Source organism: Gemmobacter serpentinus, from assembly GCF_008973825.1.
Classification (GTDB): Bacteria; Pseudomonadota; Alphaproteobacteria; order Rhodobacterales; family Rhodobacteraceae; genus Gemmobacter; species Gemmobacter serpentinus.
The window spans coordinates 1-20238 of the sequence record NZ_WCHR01000008.1; the positions used below are offsets into that span (position 1 = coordinate 1).

Consider the following 20238-nt stretch of genomic DNA (forward strand, 5'->3'; position numbering starts at 1 on the left):
CGCCGTCAGCGTCGTCTTCCCGTGGTCAACGTGACCAATGGTCCCGATGTTGACGTGCGGTTTCGTCCGTTCAAACTTTGCCTTTGCCATGATGGCAAGCTCCTCATGTGATTGCGATGCGATGCGCGGATGCGCATCCTACAGGGTGGTAGGGCGGGGTTGCCCCCGCCGCACCGATCAGCCGTATTTCTTCTGGATCTCTTGCGAGAGATTTTCCGGCACGCTGTCATAATGATCGAACAGCATCGTGAACACCGCGCGGCCCGAAGACATCGAGCGCAGGTTGTTGATGTAGCCGAACATATTGGCCAGCGGAACCATCGCGTTGATCACGTTGGCATTGCCGCGGGTGTCTTGCCCCTGCACCATGCCCCGACGCGAGGTCAGGTCGCCGATGATGGAGCCGGTATATTCTTCCGGCGTCACCACTTCGACTTTCATGATCGGCTCAAGCAGCTTCGCACCGGCCTTTTTCAGACCTTCGCGCATTGCGGCGCGCGATGCAATTTCGAAAGCCAGCACCGAGGAGTCAACATCGTGGAACGCGCCGTCAACCAGCGCCACCTTGAAGTCGATCACCGGGAAGCCTGCCAACGGACCGGAGTCCATGACCGACTTGATGCCTTTCTCGACGCCGGGGATATATTCCTTCGGCACCGCGCCGCCCACGATCTTCGTCTCGAAGGAGTAGCCTTCGCCCGGTTCGGTCGGGGTGATCTGAAGCTTGACACGCGCGAACTGGCCGGTCCCGCCGGTCTGTTTCTTGTGCGTGTAGTCGATCTCATGCGCATTCGAGATGGTTTCGCGGTAAGCCACCTGCGGCGCACCGATATTCGCCTCGACCTTGAACTCACGACGCATACGGTCAACGAGGATGTCGAGGTGAAGTTCGCCCATGCCCTTCATGATGGTCTGGCCGGATTCGAAGTTCGTTTCGACGCGGAACGACGGATCTTCGGCGGCCAGACGAGCAAGGGCGAGGCCCATCTTCTCCTGATCGGCCTTCGATTTCGGCTCCACGGCGATCTCGATCACCGGCTCCGGGAAGGTCATGGTTTCCAGAACAACAGGATTGTTCGGGTCGCACAGGGTATCCCCGGTGGTGGTCTCTTTCAGACCGGCCAGCGCGATGATGTCGCCCGCGAAGGCTTCTTCGATTTCCTCGCGGTTGATGGCGTGCATCATCATCATCCGACCCACGCGCTCGCGCTTGCCCTTGGTCGCGTTCAACATCTGGTCGCCCTTTTTCAGGACGCCGGAATAGATCCGCGTAAAGGTCAGCGAGCCGACGAAGGGGTCGTTCATGATCTTGAACGCCAAAGCCGCATAGGGCTGCGCGTCATCGGCCGAACGGGCGATGTCGCGAGTCTCGGTTTCGTCGCCGGGTTTGAAGCCCATATAGGCGGGCACGTCCAGCGGCGAGGGCAGATAGTCGATCACCGAGTTCAGAACCGGCTGCACGCCCTTGTTCTTGAACGAGGAACCAGCGGTCACCGGCACGAAGGCCATCGACAGCGTACCCTTGCGGATCAGCTTGCGCAGTTCTTCGATCGACGGCTCGGTGCCTTCAAGATAGGCTTCCATCGCAGCATCGTCTTGCTCGACGGCCAGTTCGACCAGCTTGCCACGCCATTCGGCAGCGACTTCTTTCAGCTCGTCGCGGATCTCGCGGATGTCCCAGCTCGCGCCGAGATCTTCCCCGTGATAGACCCACTCCTTCATCAGAACGAGGTCGACGATGCCTTCCAGTTTGTCCTCGGCGCCGATCGGCAGGGCGATCGGGCACGGGGTCGCGCCGGTGCGGTCCTTGATCATCTGGACGCACTTGAAGAAGTCGGCACCGATCTTGTCCATCTTGTTGACATAGACGATGCGCGGCACCTTGTAGCGGTCAGCCTGACGCCACACGGTTTCGGTTTGCGGCTCGACACCGGCGTTGGCGTCGAGAAGGCAGACCGCACCGTCCAGAACGGCCAGCGAACGCTCCACCTCGATGGTGAAGTCCACGTGGCCGGGGGTGTCGATGATGTTGAAGCGGTGCTTCGGCGTCATCGGGGTCGAGCCGTCCTCGGTGCGTTCCCAGAAAGTGGTGGTCGCAGCCGAAGTGATGGTGATCCCGCGCTCTTGCTCCTGCTCCATCCAGTCCATGGTCGCGGCGCCGTCATGGACTTCGCCGATCTTGTGGGACTTGCCGGTGTAATACAGGATGCGCTCGGTCGTCGTGGTTTTACCCGCGTCGATATGCGCCATGATCCCGAAGTTGCGGTAGAGGTTGAGCGGATACTCGCGTGCCATTCTGCCCTCTTACCAGCGGTAATGGCTGAACGCTTTGTTCGCGTCGGCCATCTTGTGGGTGTCTTCGCGCTTCTTCACGGCGGTGCCGCGGTTGTTCACCGCGTCTGCCAGTTCGGCGGCCAGACGTTCTTCCATGGTATGCTCGTTGCGCTTGCGGGCAGCGGTGATGAGCCAGCGGATTGCCAGCGCTTCACGGCGCTCGGTGCGCACTTCGACCGGAACCTGGTAGGTCGCACCGCCCACACGGCGGGAACGGACCTCGACGGCCGGTTTGACGTTGTCCAGGGCTTCATGGAAAGCCTGAACCGGCTCGCGCTTGAGGCGCTTTTCCATGCGCTCCAGCGCGCCATAGACGATCGATTCGGCGACGGACTTCTTGCCATCGATCATCAGGTTGTTCATGAACTTGCTCAGCACACGATCGCCAAACTTGGCATCGGGCAGGATTTCGCGCTTCTCGGCGGCGTGACGACGGGACATCTCTCAGAACCTCACTTCGGACGCTTCGCGCCGTATTTCGAACGGCGTTGACGACGGTCTTTGACGCCCTGGGTATCCAGAACGCCGCGCAGGATGTGGTAACGCACACCGGGAAGGTCTTTCACGCGGCCGCCACGGATCAGAACCACGGAGTGTTCCTGAAGGTTGTGCTTTTCGCCGGGAATGTAGCTGATGACCTCGAAGCCGTTGGTCAGGCGCACTTTGGCGACCTTACGCATAGCGGAGTTCGGCTTTTTCGGGGTGGTGGTGTACACGCGGGTGCACACGCCGCGTTTTTGGGGGCACGATTCCAAGTGCTGCGACTTGGACCGCGTCTTCCGTGCTTCCCGCGGCTTGCGGATCAGCTGTTGGATCGTCGGCATTAAACTAGCCTCTATCTTGCAACCCGTTCAATCACCGTTCGTCAACGGCGTTTCCGGGGGCATTTCTTCGACATGCATCCTGCGCGTCCGCAAAATACGAAACCGCCAGCGCCCCTTGATCCGGGGCCTGCGCGGTGGAATTCCAGAGGATCGAGGCAGTTGCCCGGATCTTGACCACATCCATACGAATACCCCGCCCTGCGCAGGGCGCAGATCGAGGTGAGCGGCGTATAGGGGGAGTCGCAGCCCTTGTCAACGGGCGGCGCGGGTCGCGGCAAGGGGGCCAGCCGCGCTGCGGCGCAGGCGACGTTCGCGGAGCAGCGTGAAGATCCCCGCCAGCACGACGATGCCCGAACCGACCCAGGTCAGCATGTCCGGCAAGGTGCCGAAGATCAGCCAGCCAAGGCCGATGGCCCAGAGAAGTGCCACATAGCGGAACGGGGCCACAAGGCCAATATCGCCGACCCGCATCACCATGACAACTGTCATGTAGCCGATAATCAGATTGATCGACGCAGCCACAATGATCGCGGCCTCCTGCCATGTGACCGGCTGCCAGCCGGTGAAGGCCATGCCCACCAGCCCCAGCAGCGTCACCGCAGCGCCCGCCCAGATCGCGACGACGACCGTTGGCACCTCGCGGCTGAGCTTGCGGGTGGACAGATCGCGCACCACCACCGCCACCACCGACAGCAGCCCCAGAACCGACCATTGGTCAAAGCCCTCGGTGCCGGGCTTCACGATCAGCAGCACGCCGACAAAGCCTGCAAGGATTGCAAGCATCCGCCGCCAGCCGATCCTTTCGCCGAACAGCAGCGCCGCCCCCAGGGTCACCGCCAGCGGCACCGATTGCAGGATGGCCGACAGATTCGCCAATGGCATATGGGTCAGCGCGGTCAGAAAGGTCACAGTCGCCGAAACCTCGGTCAGCGTGCGCAGGGTGACCACCCGCCGGTCGCTTCTGCCAAGGGCAAAGATCCGCACCCCCTGCCCCAGCGCCACGCCCAAGAGCACAAGCGTCGTCAACAACCCGCGCAGGGTGATCGCCTGATACAGCGGCATGGTCTCTGTCACGAGCTTCATGCTGGTATCGTTCAGCGTGAAGGCCAGCATGGCGATGTTCATCAACATCACCGCCCGCAAATTGTCGGAACTCATCTCAGCCCTCTTGCACCGCGCGCAGGGCGGCGGCGAAGCCATCCAGATCGATGGCAAACCGCTCCGCCAGCAGGCGCGGGATCTCCTCCCTCGGAGCGCGGAAACCGCGTTCCAGCCGCAGGATACGGCTGTCATTGCCATCATGCGCGCCGCGCACGAACATGATCTGGTCCACCAGCGACAGAACCGGCATCCGTTTCCAGATCTGGTGATGCGGGAAATCCAGCACGAACCGCGCGCTTTCACGCGGTTGCACCAGCACAAGACCCGGTGCCCAGTTCTGGGCGATGGCGGGTTCCACGCTGACCACCCCCGCCTCGTCGCGGATCAGCAGGCCCTTGGCATAATCCAGCGCCAGCGTGCCATGCTTGCCCTGCAATCGTTCCAGCAATGCCAGATCGCGGCGGATGCGCTGCACGAAGCTGCGGCAGACCGCGTCATCATCGTCCAGCCGGAATTGCGCGGTCAGCCTTGCATCGGGATCGACATGCTTGCGCATAGCCGCCGCACAGACCGCGCGGTGCTCACCGGGGTCGGCATATTCCACCCGCACCTGCGGCAGCTCTGCCACCAGCGCCAGAAGGCGGTCAAGCCATGGCTGTGGCAGATCGGCCCCCAGCAGCAGCACAAGAATGAAGTCCGGGTCCTGCTGCAGCAATAGCCCCGGCAGCAGCACATGTTCAAACCAGACCAGACGCCGCGACAGGCGGCGCGGATCGTAAAGCGCCGCGCGCCGCGCGCCGATCTCTTCCGGCATGGATTGAAAGGCACCGAGGCTTGGCACCGAAAATCGGCAAAGCCCGATCACCTGCACCGGCTTTGACTCGGGCATCTAATCAGAACCCTTTCAGGAAATCGGCGGTAAAGGGGAAGTGGCTTTCCAGCAGCGGTGCCACATCCTCCCACGCGCTTTTCTCGATCCGACCAGAGGCGTGCGGATCACTGTCATTGTCGGCGTGAACGGTGCGGATGAAGGCCGGCGTATTGGCTTCGGTGAAGGTGTTGTAGAACTGGCCGCAAAAGCGGTGATTGCGGCGAAAGATATTTTCGCTGACCCCCTTTGGTGTTGTCATCGCCAAACCCAGGCCGATCGGCGTTTTCTCCACCACCTCGTAAATCTCGTTGCCAGTTGCCTTGCGCTCCAGAAAGAAGCCACGATTGCAGCCGGTGACCAGCGGCACTTCCGGCCCGGCGGCGGGCAACAGCGCCTCGACCGTGCGCCGCATCCGCGCAATATGGTCAAGATCCATCGCATCATCATCATCCAGCCGGAACCCGGTGACATGGGTCGCAGCGTCCGGCGTCGCCAGGGCATAGGCCTTTCGGATCGCCAGATAGTGCTGCATCGGCTGAAACGCCACGATCCGCGCGCCCTTCAAGGGGGCAACCAGATCACTCAACCGATCCGTCCATGCCTGCGGCATATTCCGGCCGATCAGAAAAACCATGCGGAAATCTTGATCGGACTGCGCGAGAAGCGCCGGTAAGGTGAGGTTTTCGAACAGATCGAAACGGCGGGCCAGTCGCGCCTCGTCAAACAGATGCGCCTCAAGCGCATCCATATCCGGCTCGTCCTTGGCGAAACCGCCCTTGGACGGATAGGAAAACCGCATCAAGCCGATGATCTGATTGCGAAACTTTGCGCGATCCTTGGCCAATGGGCATCCCTCATACAATTCAGGGGCAGGATGACGTCTGCGGCTGTGGCTGTCAAATCGCGGCGTCGCCCACCGGCTGCAGTTAAAGAAATCGCACAAATGAAAACCCCCGCCACATGGGCGGGGGCATCAATCTTTTCAGAACCGATCAATCGCGACTTTCGACCGTATCAACCAGGCTGCTGTCGCCGTTTTCGACAATGTCGAATTCCGGCGCCGCCAGCACGGCCGAAGCCTCGGTCCGGCGTTCCTCGATCACGGCGTGGTCGCGGTCATGCGCGATCTTCTTCACGCGGCTGGTGGCACCGCCGGTGCCGGCCGGGATCAGACGACCCACGATGACGTTCTCTTTCAGGCCGACCAGCTTGTCGCGCTTGCCCTGAACCGAAGCCTCGGTCAGCACGCGGGTGGTCTCCTGGAAGGACGCCGCCGAGATGAAGCTGCGGGTCTGCAGCGACGCCTTGGTGATGCCGAGAAGGATCGGCTCGCCCACGGCGATGCGTTGACCACGGGCTTCCGCCTTGGCGTTTTCTTCGTCCAGCTCGGCCTTGTCGACGGTTTCGCCCTTCAGCAGCGTCGTCTCGCCCGAGTCCAGAATCTCGTATTTCTGGAGCATCTGACGCACGATCACTTCGATGTGCTTGTCGTTGATCTTCACGCCTTGCAGACGATAGACGTCCTGGACCTCGTCGATCATGTAGTTCGCCAGCGCCTCGACACCCATGATGCGCAGGATGTCATGCGGCGCGGGGTTGCCGTCCATGATGTAGTCGCCCTTCTGGACGAAATCGCCTTCCTGAACCGGAATATGTTTCCCTTTCGGGATCATGTATTCCATCGGGGCAAGCGTCTCGTCCACCGGCTCGATGGTGATGCGGCGCTTGGACTTGTAGTCCTTGCCAAAGCGCACATAGCCATCGTTTTCGGCGATGATCGCGTGATCCTTCGGACGACGGGCCTCGAACAGTTCCGCCACGCGGGGAAGACCCCCGGTGATGTCCTTGGTCTTGGCACCTTCGCGCGGAATACGCGCCACCACGTCACCGGCCTTCATCTCCTGCCCGTCTTCGATGGACAGAATGGCGTCCACCGACATCGGATAGGTGATCGGGTTGCCCTGATCGTTGCGCACCGGCTCGCCCGTTGCCGGGTTGACGATGATCACTTCCGGCTTCAGATCGCCACCTTTCGGTGCCGACCGCCAGTCGGACACGATCCGCTGGGTCATGCCGGTCGCATCATCGGTGTCTTCCCGGATCGAGATGCCCGAGATGAGGTCCACGAACTTCGCCACACCGGCCTTCTCGGCGATGATCGGAAGGGTATAGGGGTCCCATTCGAACAGTTTGGTGCCGCGTTTGACCGCCGCGCCCTCGACCACATGCAGCTTGGAGCCGTAGGTGAGCTTGTGCACCGCACGCTCGCCGCCCGCCTCGTCGATGATGGCAATCGACATGTTCCGGCCCATGACGATCTGCTCGCCACGGTCATTCGCCAACAGGTTGGCATTGCGGAACTCGACCTTGCCCTCTTGCGAGGCTTCAAGGAACGATTGCTGACCGCCCTGCGCCACGCCGCCGATGTGGAAGGTCCGCATCGTCAGCTGGGTGCCGGGTTCACCGATGGACTGCGCGGCGATGATGCCGACAGCCTCACCGATATTGACCAGCGTGCCGCGTGCCAGATCACGGCCATAGCACATGGCGCAGACGCCCTCTTCGGCCTCACAGGTCAGCGGGCTGCGGATGCGGCAATGCTGCACACCATGGGTGTTGATCGCATCGGCCTTGCGCTCGTCGATCAGCTCGCCCTTCTTGACGATGACCTCTTCGGTGCCGGGCACCAGGATGTCATCGGCCGCCACACGACCCAGAACGCGCTCGGCCAGCGATGCCACGACCTCACCGTCATTGACGGCAGGTTCGGCATGGATCGCCCGCTCGGTGCCGCAATCATGCGCCCGCACGATGCAGTCCTGCGCCACGTCCACCAGACGGCGGGTCAGGTAGCCCGAGTTCGCCGTCTTCAACGCGGTATCGGACAGACCCTTACGGGCACCGTGTGTCGAGTTGAAGTATTCAAGAACGGTCAGACCTTCCTTGAAGTTCGAGATGATCGGGGTCTCGATGATCTCGCCATTCGGCTTGGCCATCAGCCCGCGCATCGCGCCCAGCTGCTTCATCTGCGTGACCGAACCCCGGGCCCCGGAATGCGCCATCATATAGACCGAGTTCGGCTCTTTCTCAGCACCGTTCTCTTCATACTTGGACGCAGAAATCGTGGCCATCATGGCCTCGGTCACCTTGTCGTTGCACTTCGACCAAGCGTCGACAACCTTGTTGTACTTCTCGCCCTGGGTGATCAGACCGTCCAGATATTGCTGCTCGAAGCCCGCAACCTGATCCTTCACCTCGTTGACGATGGTCCACTTGTTGTCCGGGATCACCATGTCGTCCTTGCCGAAGGAAATCCCGGCACGGAACGCCTCGCGGAAGCCAAGACCCATGATCTGGTCACAGAAGATCACCGACTCTTTCTGACCGCAGTAGCGGTAGACTGTATCGATGACGGTCTGCACGTCTTTCTTCCGCAGCAGGCGGTTCACCAGCTCGAACGGAGCCTTGGTGTTCAGCGGCAGCAGGTTGCCCAGACGCAGACGGCCAGGGGTGGTCTCGAAACGCTTCCAGACAATGTTGCCCTCGTCATCGACCTGACGCAGACGCGCCTGGATCTTGGCGTGCAGGTGCAGCGCACCGGCGGCCAGTGCGTGCTCGACCTCTTCGATGTCGCGGTAGGCATTGCCCTCGCCGGCCATGCCCTTGCGTTCCATGGTGACATAGTAAAGCCCAAGCACCATGTCCTGCGACGGCACGATGATCGGCGCGCCGTTGGCGGGCGACAGCACGTTGTTCGTCGACATCATCAGAACGCGCGCCTCAAGCTGGGCTTCCAGCGAGAGGGGAACGTGAACCGCCATCTGGTCACCGTCGAAGTCGGCGTTGAAGGCCGAACAGACGAGCGGGTGCAGCTGGATCGCCTTGCCTTCGATCAGGATCGGCTCGAAGGCCTGGATGCCCAGACGGTGCAGCGTCGGCGCACGGTTCAGCAGAACCGGGTGCTCGCGGATCACTTCGTCCAGGATATCCCAGACCTCGGGACGCTCTTTCTCGACCAGCTTCTTCGCCTGTTTCACGGTGCTGGAAAGACCCTTGGCCTCCAGACGCGAATAGATGAAGGGCTTGAACAGCTCCAGCGCCATCTTCTTGGGAAGACCACACTGATGCAGCTTCAGTTCCGGCCCGGTCACGATGACCGAGCGGCCCGAGAAGTCCACGCGCTTGCCGAGCAGGTTCTGACGGAACCGGCCCTGCTTGCCTTTCAGCATGTCCGACAGCGATTTCAGCGGGCGCTTGTTGGTCCCGGTGATCACGCGGCCACGGCGGCCATTGTCGAACAGTGCGTCGACCGCTTCCTGCAGCATCCGCTTTTCGTTGCGCACGATGATATCGGGCGCACGCAGCTCGATCAGCCGTTTCAGACGGTTGTTCCGGTTGATGACGCGGCGATAGAGGTCGTTCAGGTCGGAGGTCGCGAAACGACCGCCATCCAGCGGCACCAGCGGACGCAGTTCCGGCGGGATCACCGGCAGAACGGTCAGGATCATCCATTCCGGACGGTTGTTCGATTCGAGGAAGGATTCCACGATCTTCAGCCGCTTGATGATCTTCTTCGGCTTCAGCTCGCCCGTGGCCTCTTTCAGATCCTCGCGCAGCGTTTCCGCCAGGTTCGCAAGGTCGATATTGGCCAGCATTTCGCGGATCGCCTCTGCGCCGATATTGGCGGTGAAGGCGTCAGCGCCGAACTGGTCCTGCGCGTCAAGATACTCTTCCTCGGTCATCAGCTGGCCATAGGTCAGATCGGTCAGACCCGGCTCGATGACGACATAGTTTTCGAAGTAGAGGATGCGCTCCAGATCCCGCAGCGTCATGTCCAGCATCAGACCGATGCGGGACGGCAGCGATTTCAGGAACCAGATATGCGCGACCGGCGCGGCCAGTTCGATATGGCCCATGCGTTCGCGGCGCACCTTTTGCAGCGTGACTTCCACGCCGCACTTCTCGCAGACAACACCGCGATACTTCATGCGCTTGTACTTGCCGCAAAGGCATTCGTAATCCTTGATCGGGCCAAAGATACGGGCGCAGAACAGACCGTCGCGCTCGGGCTTGAAGGTCCGGTAGTTGATGGTTTCCGGCTTCTTGATCTCACCGAAGGACCACGACAGGATCCGCTCCGGCGACGCCAGAGAGATCTTGATCTCGTCAAAGGTCTTCACCGGCGCAACCGGATTGAAGGGGTTGTTCGTCAGTTCCTGGTTCATTTTCAAATCCTTGAAAGGGCGCGAAAGGCGAAGCGGGGCGACCACAATTTTTCGTCGAAAAATTGTGGTCTCGGGTTTTCAGCGAAAACCCGTGCCCTCACTCTTCCTCCGCATCCAGGAGTTCCATGTTCAGGCCGAGGCCGCGGACTTCCTTCACGAGCACGTTGAAGCTCTCGGGAACGCCCGCCTCGAAATTGTCCTCGCCCTTGACGATCGATTCGTAGACCTTGGTCCGGCCTGCCACGTCGTCCGACTTCACCGTCAGCATCTCTTGCAGGGTATAGGCGGCACCGTAGGCTTCCAGAGCCCAGACCTCCATCTCCCCCAGACGCTGACCACCGAACTGCGCCTTACCACCCAGCGGCTGCTGGGTCACGAGCGAGTACGGCCCGGTCGAACGGGCGTGCAGCTTGTCATCGACAAGGTGGTGCAGCTTGAGCATGTACTTCACGCCCACCGTCACCTTGCGCTGGAACTTTTCGCCGGTGCGACCGTCAAAGACCTCCGACTGGCCGGACTTGTCAAAGCCCGCCCGGGTCAGCGCGTCGTTGACATCGGCCTCTTTGGCACCGTCGAAGACCGGGGTTGCGATCGGCACGCCGCGGCGGACCGCATTCGCGCTTTCCAGCAGCCCCTCGTCATCGGCCTCACCAAAGGCCTCGTCAAAGGTCTCGTCACCATAGGCAAAGCGCATGGCTTCCTTGACCGGGGTCAGGTCGCCATTGCGACGATAGCCCTGCAGCGCCTCGTCGATCTGCAGACCCAGACCGCGTGCAGCCCAACCCATATGGGTTTCAAGGATCTGCCCGACGTTCATCCGCGACGGCACGCCGAGCGGGTTCAGCACGAGGTCGACCGGGGTGCCATCGGCGAGGAACGGCATGTCCTCCATCGGCACCACCTTGGAGATGACACCTTTGTTGCCGTGACGGCCTGCCATCTTGTCGCCCGGTTGCAGCTTGCGCTTCACCGCGACGAAGACCTTGACCATCTTCATCACGCCCGGAGGCAGATCGTCGCCGCGACGGACCTTCTCGACCTTGTCCTCGAAACGCAGGTCAAGTGCGCGTTTCTGCGCCTCGAACTGGTCGTGCAGGGCCTCGACTTCCTTGGCGAGATCTTCTTCGCCCACGGCAAGTTGCCACCACTGGCCGCGCGACAGCGTGCCCAGCAATTCGTCATCGATGGTCGACCCGGCCTTGATGCCTTTCGGCCCCTTGACCGCCGCCTTGCCCTTGATCAGCGATTTCAGGCGCGAATAGATGTTGCGCTCCAGGATCGCGAGTTCGTCATCACGGTCGCGCGACAGGCGCTCGACCTCTTCACGCTCGATCTGCAGGGCACGCTCGTCCTTATCGACGCCGTGACGGTTGAAGACCCGCACTTCGACGATGGTGCCGTAAGCCCCGGGCGGCAGGCGCAGCGAGGTGTCGCGCACGTCCGACGCCTTTTCCCCGAAGATGGCGCGCAGAAGTTTCTCTTCCGGCGTCATCGGGCTTTCGCCCTTCGGGGTAATCTTGCCGACCAGGATGTCGCCCGGCTGCACTTCGGCACCGATATAGACGATCCCCGCCTCGTCGAGATTGCGCAGAGCTTCCTCGCCGACATTGGGGATGTCGCGGGTGATCTCTTCCGGCCCGAGCTTGGTATCGCGGGCGGCGACCTCGTATTCCTCGATATGGATCGAGGTGAAGACGTCGTCACGCAGGATGCGCTCGGAGATCAGGATCGAGTCTTCATAGTTGTAGCCGTTCCACGGCATGAAGGCCACGATCACGTTCCGGCCCAAGGCCAGTTCACCCATATCGGTGCAGGGGCCATCGGCCACCACCTCGCCACGGACAACCGTATCGCCCACCTTCACCAGCGGACGCTGGTTGATGCAAGAAGACTGGTTGGAACGCTTGAACTTGCGCAGACGATAGATGTCGACGCCCGGCTCGCCGGGTTCCAGCATCTCGGTCGCGCGGATAACGATCCGCTGTGCGTCCACCTGGTCAATCACGCCAGCCCGACGTGCCATGATGGCGGCGCCGGAGTCGCGGGCCACGACGGCCTCGATGCCGGTGCCGACAAACGGTGCATCCGATTGCAGCAGAGGCACGGCCTGACGCTGCATGTTGGACCCCATCAATGCGCGGTTGGCGTCGTCATTCTCAAGGAAGGGAATGAGCGAAGCGGCAACCGACACCAGCTGCTTGGGCGACACGTCGATCAGGTCGATGGCATCCGGGGTGTTGAGCATGAATTCCCCGGCCTTGCGGCTGGAGATCAGGTCATCCTGGAAGCGGCCTTCGTCATCCTGCGCGGCGTTGGCCTGTGCGACCGTGTGGCGCATCTCTTCGGTGGCGGACATGTAAACCACGTCATCCGTCACCTTGCCATCCACCACCTTGCGATAGGGGGTCTCGATGAAGCCGTATTTGTTCACGCGGGCGAAAGTGGCCAGCGAGTTGATCAGACCGATGTTCTGACCTTCCGGCGTCTCGATCGGGCACATCCGGCCATAATGGGTCGGGTGAACGTCGCGCACCTCAAAGCCTGCGCGTTCGCGGGTCAGACCGCCCGGCCCAAGCGCCGACAGACGGCGCTTGTGGGTCACTTCGGACAGCGGGTTGGTCTGGTCCATGAACTGCGACAGCTGCGACGAGCCGAAGAATTCACGCACCGCCGCCGCAGCCGGTTTGGCGTTGATCAGGTCTTGCGGCATGATCGTGTCGATCTCGACCGAAGACATGCGCTCCTTGATCGCGCGTTCCATGCGCAGCAGACCAACGCGATACTGATTTTCCATCAGTTCGCCAACCGAACGCACCCGGCGGTTGCCGAGGTGGTCGATATCGTCGATCTCGCCCTTGCCGTCGCGCAGTTCGACCAGTGCCTTGATGCACTGAACGATATCGTCGCGGTCCAGCGTGCGTTGGGTATCGGGCTTGGCCAGATCCAGACGCATGTTCATCTTCACCCGGCCGACGGCCGAGAGGTCATAACGCTCGCTGTCGAAGAACAGCGTGTCGAACAGGGTCGATGCCGCCTCAACGGTCGGCGGCTCACCCGGACGCATCACGCGATAGATGTCCATCAGCGCAGTATCGCGGTTCCAGTTCTTGTCCGCCGCCATGGTGGAGCGGATATAGGGGCCGACATTGACGTTATCGATGTCGAGAACCGGGATCTCGGTGATGCCCTGATCCAGCAGCAGCTTCAGCGTGCCGCCCTTCACTTCGCCATCACGGTCGTATTCCATGGTGACTTCGTCACCGGCCTCGACCCAGATTTCGCCGGTCTGTTCATTGATCATGTCACGGGCGACATAGCGGCCGATCACATGGTCAAACGGCACCAGAAGCTCGGTGACCTTGCCCTCGTCGATCCATTTCTTGACCATGCGCGGCGTGGCCTTCTCGCCAGCCTTCAGGATCACTTCGCCGGTTGCCGCATCCACCAGATCATAGCTCGGCCGGGTGCCGCGCACGCGATCGGGGAAGAAGCGGGTGACCCAGCCCTTGTTCTTCTGATGCTTGAAGGTCACGGTGTCGTAATAGGACGCCATGATCTCGTCCTGGTTCATGCCAAGCGCATAAAGCAGGGTGGTCACCGGCAGCTTGCGGCGACGGTCGATGCGCGCAAACACCACATCCTTGGCGTCAAACTCGAAGTCCAGCCAGCTGCCGCGATACGGGATGATGCGGCAGGCGAACAGGAGTTTGCCCGAGGAATGGGTCTTGCCCTTGTCGTGATCGAAGAACACACCGGGCGAGCGGTGCATCTGGCTGACGATCACGCGTTCGGTGCCGTTCACGATGAACGTGCCGTTTGCGGTCATCAGGGGCATGTCGCCCATGTAGACGTCTTGTTCCTTGATGTCCTTGACCGAACGGGCCCCGGTGGTCTCATCTACATCAAACACGATCAGACGCAGCGTCACCTTCAGCGGCGCGGCATAGGTCATGTCGCGCTGCTGGCACTCGTCCACGTCGTATTTCGGCTTTTCCAACTCGTATTTCACGAATTCAAGAACGGCCGTCTCGTTGAAATCCTTGATCGGGAAGACCGACTGGAAGACACCCTGAATGCCCTCACCATCGGCCGCCTTCGGGCCGTCACCCGATTTCAGGAACAGATCATACGAGGATTTCTGAACCTCGATGAGGTTCGGCATTTCAAGGACTTCACGGATCTTGCCATAGTAGCGGCGAACCCGCTTCTGACCAACGTAGCTCTGAGCCATGCTCATCGTCACCTTTCTGTTTCGCCGGCGCGCGACCTGTCGGGGATCAGGCGCGCACCGAATGCGATCAGGGGGAGGTTCCATTCATGCGGCCCCTCCCGAAGGGCCGCTCCCGAACCTCGAACTCGCCTGGGAAGGGGCTGCGCACAGCCGCCACCGAGACGGGCCTTCAAGACAGGTTCGGCTGGGCCCGACATAGGTCGGACCCAGCCAAATCCTTGAACCCTTATGATGCCAGAGGCATCAGCCGGATTACTTCAGCTCGACCTTGGCGCCAGCCTCTTCGAGCTTCTTCTTCATAGCTTCGGCGTCTGCTTTCGAAGCGCCTTCTTTCACTTTGCCGCCAGCTTCGACCAGGTCCTTGGCTTCTTTGAGGCCGAGGCCGGTGATCGCGCGCACTTCCTTGATCACGTTGATCTTGTTGGCGCCGGCATCGGTCAGAACGACGTCGAATTCGGTCTTTTCTTCTTCAGCCGGGGCAGCAGCAGCCGCCGGGCCAGCAACCATCACAGCGCCGCCAGCAGCGGGCTCGATGCCATACTCATCCTTCAGGATGGTTTTCAGTTCCTGGGCTTGCAGGAGGGTCAGACCGACGATTTGTTCGGCGAGAGCTTTGAGATCAGCCATTTTACACTTCCGTTCAGTTAAGATGGGGTTCCAACGAGATTGGGTCAACCCACGCGAGTATCCCGAAGATCAAACCGCAGCGATCAGGCTGCGGCTTTTTCCTCGATGGTTTTGAGGATGCCAGCGATGTTCGAAGCAGGCGCGCCAATGGCCCCGGCGATGGAGGAAGCGGGCGCACCGATCATCGACACGATCTGAGCAATAAGCTCTTCGCGCGACGGCATCGAAGCGACGGCTTTCACACCGGCCTGGTCCAGCACCGTGTCGCCCATTGCGCCACCCAGCAGAACGAACTTGTCGTTCTTTTTGGAATAGGCCTCGCAGACCTTCGCCGCAGCGACGGGGTCTTCCGAGAAGGACAGCACGGTCATGCCCGTGAGCAGGTCACCCATCTTTGCAGCCGGGTGCCCTTCCAGGGCGATCTTGGCGAGCTTGTTCTTGGCAACGCGAACGGAACCGCCGACGGCGCGCATTTGCGCCCGCAGATCCTGCATCTCAGCAACCGTGATACCCGCGTAGTGTGCAACCACAACCACGCCAGAGCTTGCGAAGATCTGGCCGAGTTCCTCGACCACTTTCTCTTTCTGGGCTCTATCCACAGTTTCACTCCAAGTTTGGGGGTTTCCCCCCGGCTCGTATTGGCCCCTGTCACCAGGGGCATTCGGGTCCGCTTGGGTCCCGAGCCAAGATCACCGCAAGCGGCACCTTCAATCTCGATCCCCATCTCGAGCAGGATATTAAGGCGTTTGCGCGCCACCCACCGTCTCGGACAGGATGGGGCGCGAGCGCCCCACCATCCCCTTGTCACCAAGAGGAATTCTTTTCAGGCCGGGTTCACGCCCCGGCCCGCAGGCCAGCTTAGTTGCCAGCCGAAGAAGCCAGATCCAGCGACACGCCCGGCCCCATGGTCGAGGACAGCGAGACCTTCTTCACATAGGTGCCCTTGGCACCAGCCGGACGGGCCTTGGTGACCGCATCGACGAAAGCGCGGACGTTTTCAGCCAGCTTGCCTTCGTCAAACGAGACCTTGCCGATACCGGCATGGATCACACCGGCCTTCTCGACCTTGAACTGCACTTCGCCGCCCTTGGCTGCTTCGACGGCCGATTTCACGTCCATCGTCACCGTGCCGACCTTCGGGTTCGGCATCAGGTTGCGCGGGCCCAGGATCTTACCCAGACGGCCGACCAGCGGCATCATGTCCGGGGTGGCGATGCAGCGATCGAACTCGATCTTGCCGCCCTGGATGGTTTCCAGCAGGTCTTCTGCACCGACGATATCCGCGCCAGCGGCCTTGGCTTCATCAGCCTTGGCACCACGGGCGAAAACAGCGACGCGCACGGTCTTGCCGGTACCGTTCGGCAGCTGCACCACGCCGCGGACCATCTGGTCAGCGTGACGCGGATCGACGCCGAGATTCATCGCGATTTCAAGGGTCTCGTCGAATTTTGCCGAAGCAGCCGATTTGATCAGCTTCACGGCGTCTTCAACGGTGATCAGTTCTTTGCCTTCGAAAGCCACGCGGGCGGCTTTGCTGCGCTTACCGATTTTCGCCATGATCTCAGCCCTTCACTTCGATGCCGCAGGACTTGGCGGAGCCAAGGATGATCTGCATCGCGGCTTCAACCGAATTCGCGTTCAGGTCTTTCATCTTGGTTTCGGCGATCGCGCGGATCTGCGCGGCGGTCACCTTGCCAGCAACTTCACGGCCCGGCTTCGGCGAACCCTTGGCGCGGTTGCGCTTGCCAACCGGCGGCAGACCAGCAGCCTGCTTCAGCAGGAACGAGGCCGGCGGGGTCTTCAGCTCGAGGCTGAACGACTTGTCCTGGTAATAGGTGATGATGACCGGGGTCGGCGTGCCGGGCGGCAGGTCGGCGGACTTCGCGTTGAATTCCTTCACGAAGGCCATGATGTTCAGACCGCGCTGACCCAGAGCCGGGCCGACCGGCGGGGACGGGTTGGCCTGACCGGCCTTCACTTGCAGCTTGAGGCTGCCGATAATCTTCTTGGCCATGGGCCATCTCCTTTGTCACCGCACCCTCATTCGGGGCGCAAGGTTTAGTGGTCCGGTCCGGGGGAATAGCCCCTCGCCTCCCACGCGAAACGCTCAGATTTCCTTGGAGACCTGAGTGAATTCCAGCTCGACCGGGGTGGCCCGGCCAAAGATCGAGACAGTCACCTTCAGGCGGCTATGCTCTTCGTCGACACCCTCGACCATCCCTTCAAAGCCCTCGAACGGGCCATCGGTCACTTTGACCTTTTCGCCGATATCGAAGCGAATCAGGGTGCGCGGTGCCTCCAGACCCTCTTCGACCCGGTTCAGGATCGCGTTCACCTCGGCATCACGCATCGGCATCGGCTTACCCTGCGGACCAAGAAAGCCGGTGACCCGGTTGATCGACGAGATCAGGTGATAGCCGCGATTGGACATCTCCATCCGCACCAGCACATAACCCGGCATGAAGCGCCGCTCGCTCGACACCTTCTTGCCGCGACGCACCTCGATCACTTCCTCGGTGGGCACGAGAACTTCTTCGATCTCTTCCTCGAGACCATTCTCCGCCACGGCTTGCTTGATTTGCTCGGCGACCTTCTTCTCGAAATTCGAGAGGACGCTCACCGAATACCAACGCTTGGCCATGTTGCCGCCTTCACTTGCCGATCCGGGTTTGGCCCGGAAGTTCCTGTATCATCATGTGCTTGATGCCCATGATCCGAACAAAAACAGCGCGCGACACGAATCGCCGCGCGCCGGTTTCCATTCTTTGGACGGACGCTTAGCCCGCGCCACCCCCGAATTCAAGGAAAAACCACGCGACGCCTGCGCGCCGAGCAAAGCACCGCTCAGGCACCGAAGCCACCGACCACCGCCGAAAGGCCGGTGCGGATTGCCAAATCAGTCAGGCTGAAAAAGGTCGCGGCCAAGGCTGCCATGATGAAGACCATAATCGTGGTCAGCATCACCTCACGGCGCGTCGGCCAATGCACCTTGCCCACCTCGGTGCGCACCTGCTGGATGAACTGGAGGGGGGATACCTTGGCCATGTCTGTCCGGTCCTGTCGAAAGGCCGCATGGGCCTGTTTGCGCAAAGCGCGATTACAGCTGCGGGAGATACGCGCTCATCCCCCGGAATTCAAGCCATTCCGGCGCGGAAGATCCCGATGCACTTCGCCCGGCGCATTTGAATTTTGAGGAAGTGGGCCTTGGCAGGGGCAGCAGGGTTCGAACCCGCGACCTACGGTTTTGGAGACCGTCGCTCTACCAGCTGAGCTATACCCCTAAGGCCTGCGGCGGGAATTACGGCACACAGCAGGGGAAAGCAAGGGGCAACCTGCGCGCAGGCTTGCGATTTCCGCAAGATATTCCCCCTGCCCCGCCTCAGGCAAAGCGCCCGCCGCGCTGGATCACCTCGATCTGATAGCCATCGGGGTCGGCGATGAAGAAGAACCGCGCCACCAGCGTGTCGCCATTGCGGAAATCCACCAGCTTGCGGGGGCCAAGCCCGGCAGCAGTCAGACGCGCATGTTCGGCATCCACATCCGCCACAGAGACCGCAAGATGGCCATAACCGTCGCCCAGATCATAGGGCGTGTCGCGCCCCTTGTTCACCGTGAGCTCCAGTTCGAACCCGGATTCGGCGTTGGAAAGATAGATCAGGGTAAAGCTGTCAAAATCCAGCCGGTCAGCGACGGTCAGGCCAAAGGCTGTCTCGTAAAAGGTGCAAGAGCGCGCTTCATCCAGCACGCGGATCATCGAATGGACGGCACGGGCCATGGCTGGTTCCTTCAGAAAGGGAATAGGGGCGGGCGAGGGTTTCAGACGCCGCGCCCTCTATGCGTCACATCGCGGGGGCAGAAAAGGCCGCGCGCAGCGCCTCGGCCTCTGCGGCCATCCGATCCGGCCGAAGTTGCGGCGGCACGGCGTAACGATCAGGCCCCTCCGCCAGATAAATGGCCGAGGTCACATCATGGATGTGATGCATCGGCACGACATGGGCATGGGCATGGGCCAAATGGATGCCGGTATAGAACAGTGACACCCGCTCCACCGCGTAAAGCGGCTTCATATGCCGCGCCAGACGCTGCGCACAGCCGGTGATGCGGGTTGCCAGGTCCTCGGGCAGATCCTCGAACCAGACATGGTGCGTCTTCGGGATGATCAGCGTATGGCCCGGGCGGATCGGATAAAGATCCAGGAAGGCCAGGATATGGGAATCCTCATAGACCTTCTGCGCCGGCAGTTCACCCCGCGCGATACGGCAAAAGAGACAGTCTGTCATGCGATCCCCGCGCTTTGGCCCATAGCCAGCCTAGCAAGATCATAGCCAAGGTCCAGCCTGCCGGCCCGCCCCTTGCGACGCACCGCTTGGCTGTCCTGCAGCGGAGCAGATCTCATTCCTGTGCCTTTTTTGTTGCCACACCAGCCTGAGCATCAAATACTCACGGACCATTGTGACAGGAAAGGATTGCGGAATGCACAGAAATTTCATCACCGGCCTCGTCGTGACCGGGTCGGTTTTCATCGCCTCGGCCGCTTATGCCGAATGCACCGGCACCAACGGGCGCGGATGGGCAAGCGGCAAGGGCAGCGGGCAGTTCGAGATGAGCACCGCCGACAAGCAATGCCGGATCAGCTTTCCGGGCTTTGTCAACGACACCACCAATACACGCATCCCGGCGACCGAAGTCACGCTGCGGCAGGCACCGAAAAACGGCAAACTGGCAATCGTCGCTGGCCAAGGGCTGATCTATACGCCCAATCCCGGATTCACGGGCAAGGACAAGTTTTGCAGCGTGAACACCTCCCCCGAGGTGAAGGGCAAGAAATTGTCGGGCTGCGTGACCATCACGGTCCGTTAACCAGGCCCTGGGAAGCCTGCGCAGACAAACAAGCGCATCGAGCCCCCCCCCGACGCAAAAGGCCGCCCGTTGGGGCGGCCTTTCTATCTGGTGATCGCGCAGATCAGGCGGTGATCTGCGGCACAGCCCTATGGCCCTGCGCGCAGCACGCAATGATCTCGACAC

The 20238-nt window shown here is 61.3% G+C and carries 18 protein-coding genes and 1 tRNA gene; 1 reads left to right on the top strand and 18 read right to left on the bottom strand.

What is annotated here, in order from left to right:
• The 18 genes from GBJ34_RS06035 to GBJ34_RS06120 form a co-directional block, all read right to left on the bottom strand.
• The coding region (locus tag GBJ34_RS06035; RefSeq protein ID WP_217643993.1) for a GTP-binding protein at positions 1 to 90 on the bottom strand (90 nt) is incomplete at its 3' end.
• A gap of 87 nt (positions 91 to 177) precedes the next feature.
• Entirely contained in the window at positions 178 to 2295 is a 2118-nt protein-coding gene (gene fusA / locus GBJ34_RS06040; RefSeq protein ID WP_151718377.1) for an elongation factor G, read from the bottom strand.
• Between the two features lie 9 nt (positions 2296 to 2304).
• Positions 2305 to 2775, bottom strand: coding sequence for a 30S ribosomal protein S7 (gene rpsG / locus GBJ34_RS06045; RefSeq protein WP_151718378.1), 471 nt, complete (start codon positions 2773 to 2775; stop codon positions 2305 to 2307).
• Positions 2776 to 2786: 11 nt separating this feature from the next.
• Positions 2787 to 3158 (bottom strand): 30S ribosomal protein S12, encoded by a 372-nt coding sequence (rpsL, locus tag GBJ34_RS06050; RefSeq protein ID WP_091303734.1) that lies wholly within the window; start codon positions 3156 to 3158, stop codon positions 2787 to 2789.
• Between the two features lie 252 nt (positions 3159 to 3410).
• Positions 3411 to 4316 carry a DMT family transporter gene (locus tag GBJ34_RS06055; RefSeq protein WP_151718379.1) on the bottom strand — a complete coding sequence of 302 codons (906 nt, stop codon included), beginning with the start codon at positions 4314 to 4316 and terminating at the stop codon, positions 3411 to 3413.
• A 1-nt stretch (position 4317) separates the two neighbouring features.
• Positions 4318 to 5148: a glycosyltransferase gene (locus tag GBJ34_RS06060; RefSeq protein WP_151718380.1), complete on the bottom strand. Its 831-nt coding sequence runs from the start codon at positions 5146 to 5148 to the stop codon at positions 4318 to 4320.
• A 4-nt stretch (positions 5149 to 5152) separates the two neighbouring features.
• Positions 5153 to 5974 carry a glycosyltransferase gene (locus tag GBJ34_RS06065; RefSeq protein ID WP_151718381.1) on the bottom strand — a complete coding sequence of 274 codons (822 nt, stop codon included), beginning with the start codon at positions 5972 to 5974 and terminating at the stop codon, positions 5153 to 5155.
• Between the two features lie 148 nt (positions 5975 to 6122).
• Positions 6123 to 10355 (bottom strand): DNA-directed RNA polymerase subunit beta', encoded by a 4233-nt coding sequence (gene rpoC, locus GBJ34_RS06070; RefSeq protein ID WP_151718382.1) that lies wholly within the window; start codon positions 10353 to 10355, stop codon positions 6123 to 6125.
• A gap of 97 nt (positions 10356 to 10452) precedes the next feature.
• Positions 10453 to 14586, bottom strand: coding sequence for a DNA-directed RNA polymerase subunit beta (rpoB, locus tag GBJ34_RS06075; RefSeq protein WP_151718383.1), 4134 nt, complete (start codon positions 14584 to 14586; stop codon positions 10453 to 10455).
• Positions 14587 to 14838: 252 nt separating this feature from the next.
• Entirely contained in the window at positions 14839 to 15213 is a 375-nt protein-coding gene (gene rplL / locus GBJ34_RS06080; RefSeq protein ID WP_151718384.1) for a 50S ribosomal protein L7/L12, read from the bottom strand.
• 83 nt (positions 15214 to 15296) lie between these two features.
• Positions 15297 to 15812 carry a 50S ribosomal protein L10 gene (gene rplJ / locus GBJ34_RS06085; RefSeq protein WP_151718385.1) on the bottom strand — a complete coding sequence of 172 codons (516 nt, stop codon included), beginning with the start codon at positions 15810 to 15812 and terminating at the stop codon, positions 15297 to 15299.
• A gap of 259 nt (positions 15813 to 16071) precedes the next feature.
• Complete coding sequence (gene rplA / locus GBJ34_RS06090) at positions 16072 to 16770, bottom strand: 50S ribosomal protein L1 (protein WP_151718386.1); 699 nt, start codon at positions 16768 to 16770, stop codon at positions 16072 to 16074.
• A 4-nt stretch (positions 16771 to 16774) separates the two neighbouring features.
• Complete coding sequence (rplK, locus tag GBJ34_RS06095) at positions 16775 to 17227, bottom strand: 50S ribosomal protein L11 (RefSeq protein ID WP_151718387.1); 453 nt, start codon at positions 17225 to 17227, stop codon at positions 16775 to 16777.
• A gap of 93 nt (positions 17228 to 17320) precedes the next feature.
• Complete coding sequence (nusG, locus tag GBJ34_RS06100) at positions 17321 to 17854, bottom strand: transcription termination/antitermination protein NusG (RefSeq protein ID WP_151718388.1); 534 nt, start codon at positions 17852 to 17854, stop codon at positions 17321 to 17323.
• 203 nt (positions 17855 to 18057) lie between these two features.
• Entirely contained in the window at positions 18058 to 18258 is a 201-nt protein-coding gene (gene secE, locus GBJ34_RS06105) for a preprotein translocase subunit SecE (protein WP_151718389.1), read from the bottom strand.
• A gap of 160 nt (positions 18259 to 18418) precedes the next feature.
• Positions 18419 to 18494, bottom strand: a tRNA-Trp gene (locus GBJ34_RS06110).
• 98 nt (positions 18495 to 18592) lie between these two features.
• Positions 18593 to 18988, bottom strand: a complete 396-nt coding sequence (locus tag GBJ34_RS06115; protein ID WP_151718390.1) for a VOC family protein — start codon at positions 18986 to 18988, stop codon at positions 18593 to 18595.
• Positions 18989 to 19052: 64 nt separating this feature from the next.
• The gene (locus GBJ34_RS06120) at positions 19053 to 19493 is read right to left on the bottom strand and encodes an HIT family protein (protein WP_151718391.1); all 441 of its coding nucleotides are present in this window, start codon (positions 19491 to 19493) and stop codon (positions 19053 to 19055) included.
• Between the two features lie 193 nt (positions 19494 to 19686).
• Here GBJ34_RS06120 and GBJ34_RS06125 point away from each other — a divergent pair, with 193 nt between their 5' ends.
• Positions 19687 to 20073 carry an Ig-like domain-containing protein gene (locus tag GBJ34_RS06125; RefSeq protein ID WP_151718392.1) on the top strand — a complete coding sequence of 129 codons (387 nt, stop codon included), beginning with the start codon at positions 19687 to 19689 and terminating at the stop codon, positions 20071 to 20073.
• Positions 20074 to 20238 lie beyond the last annotated feature (165 nt).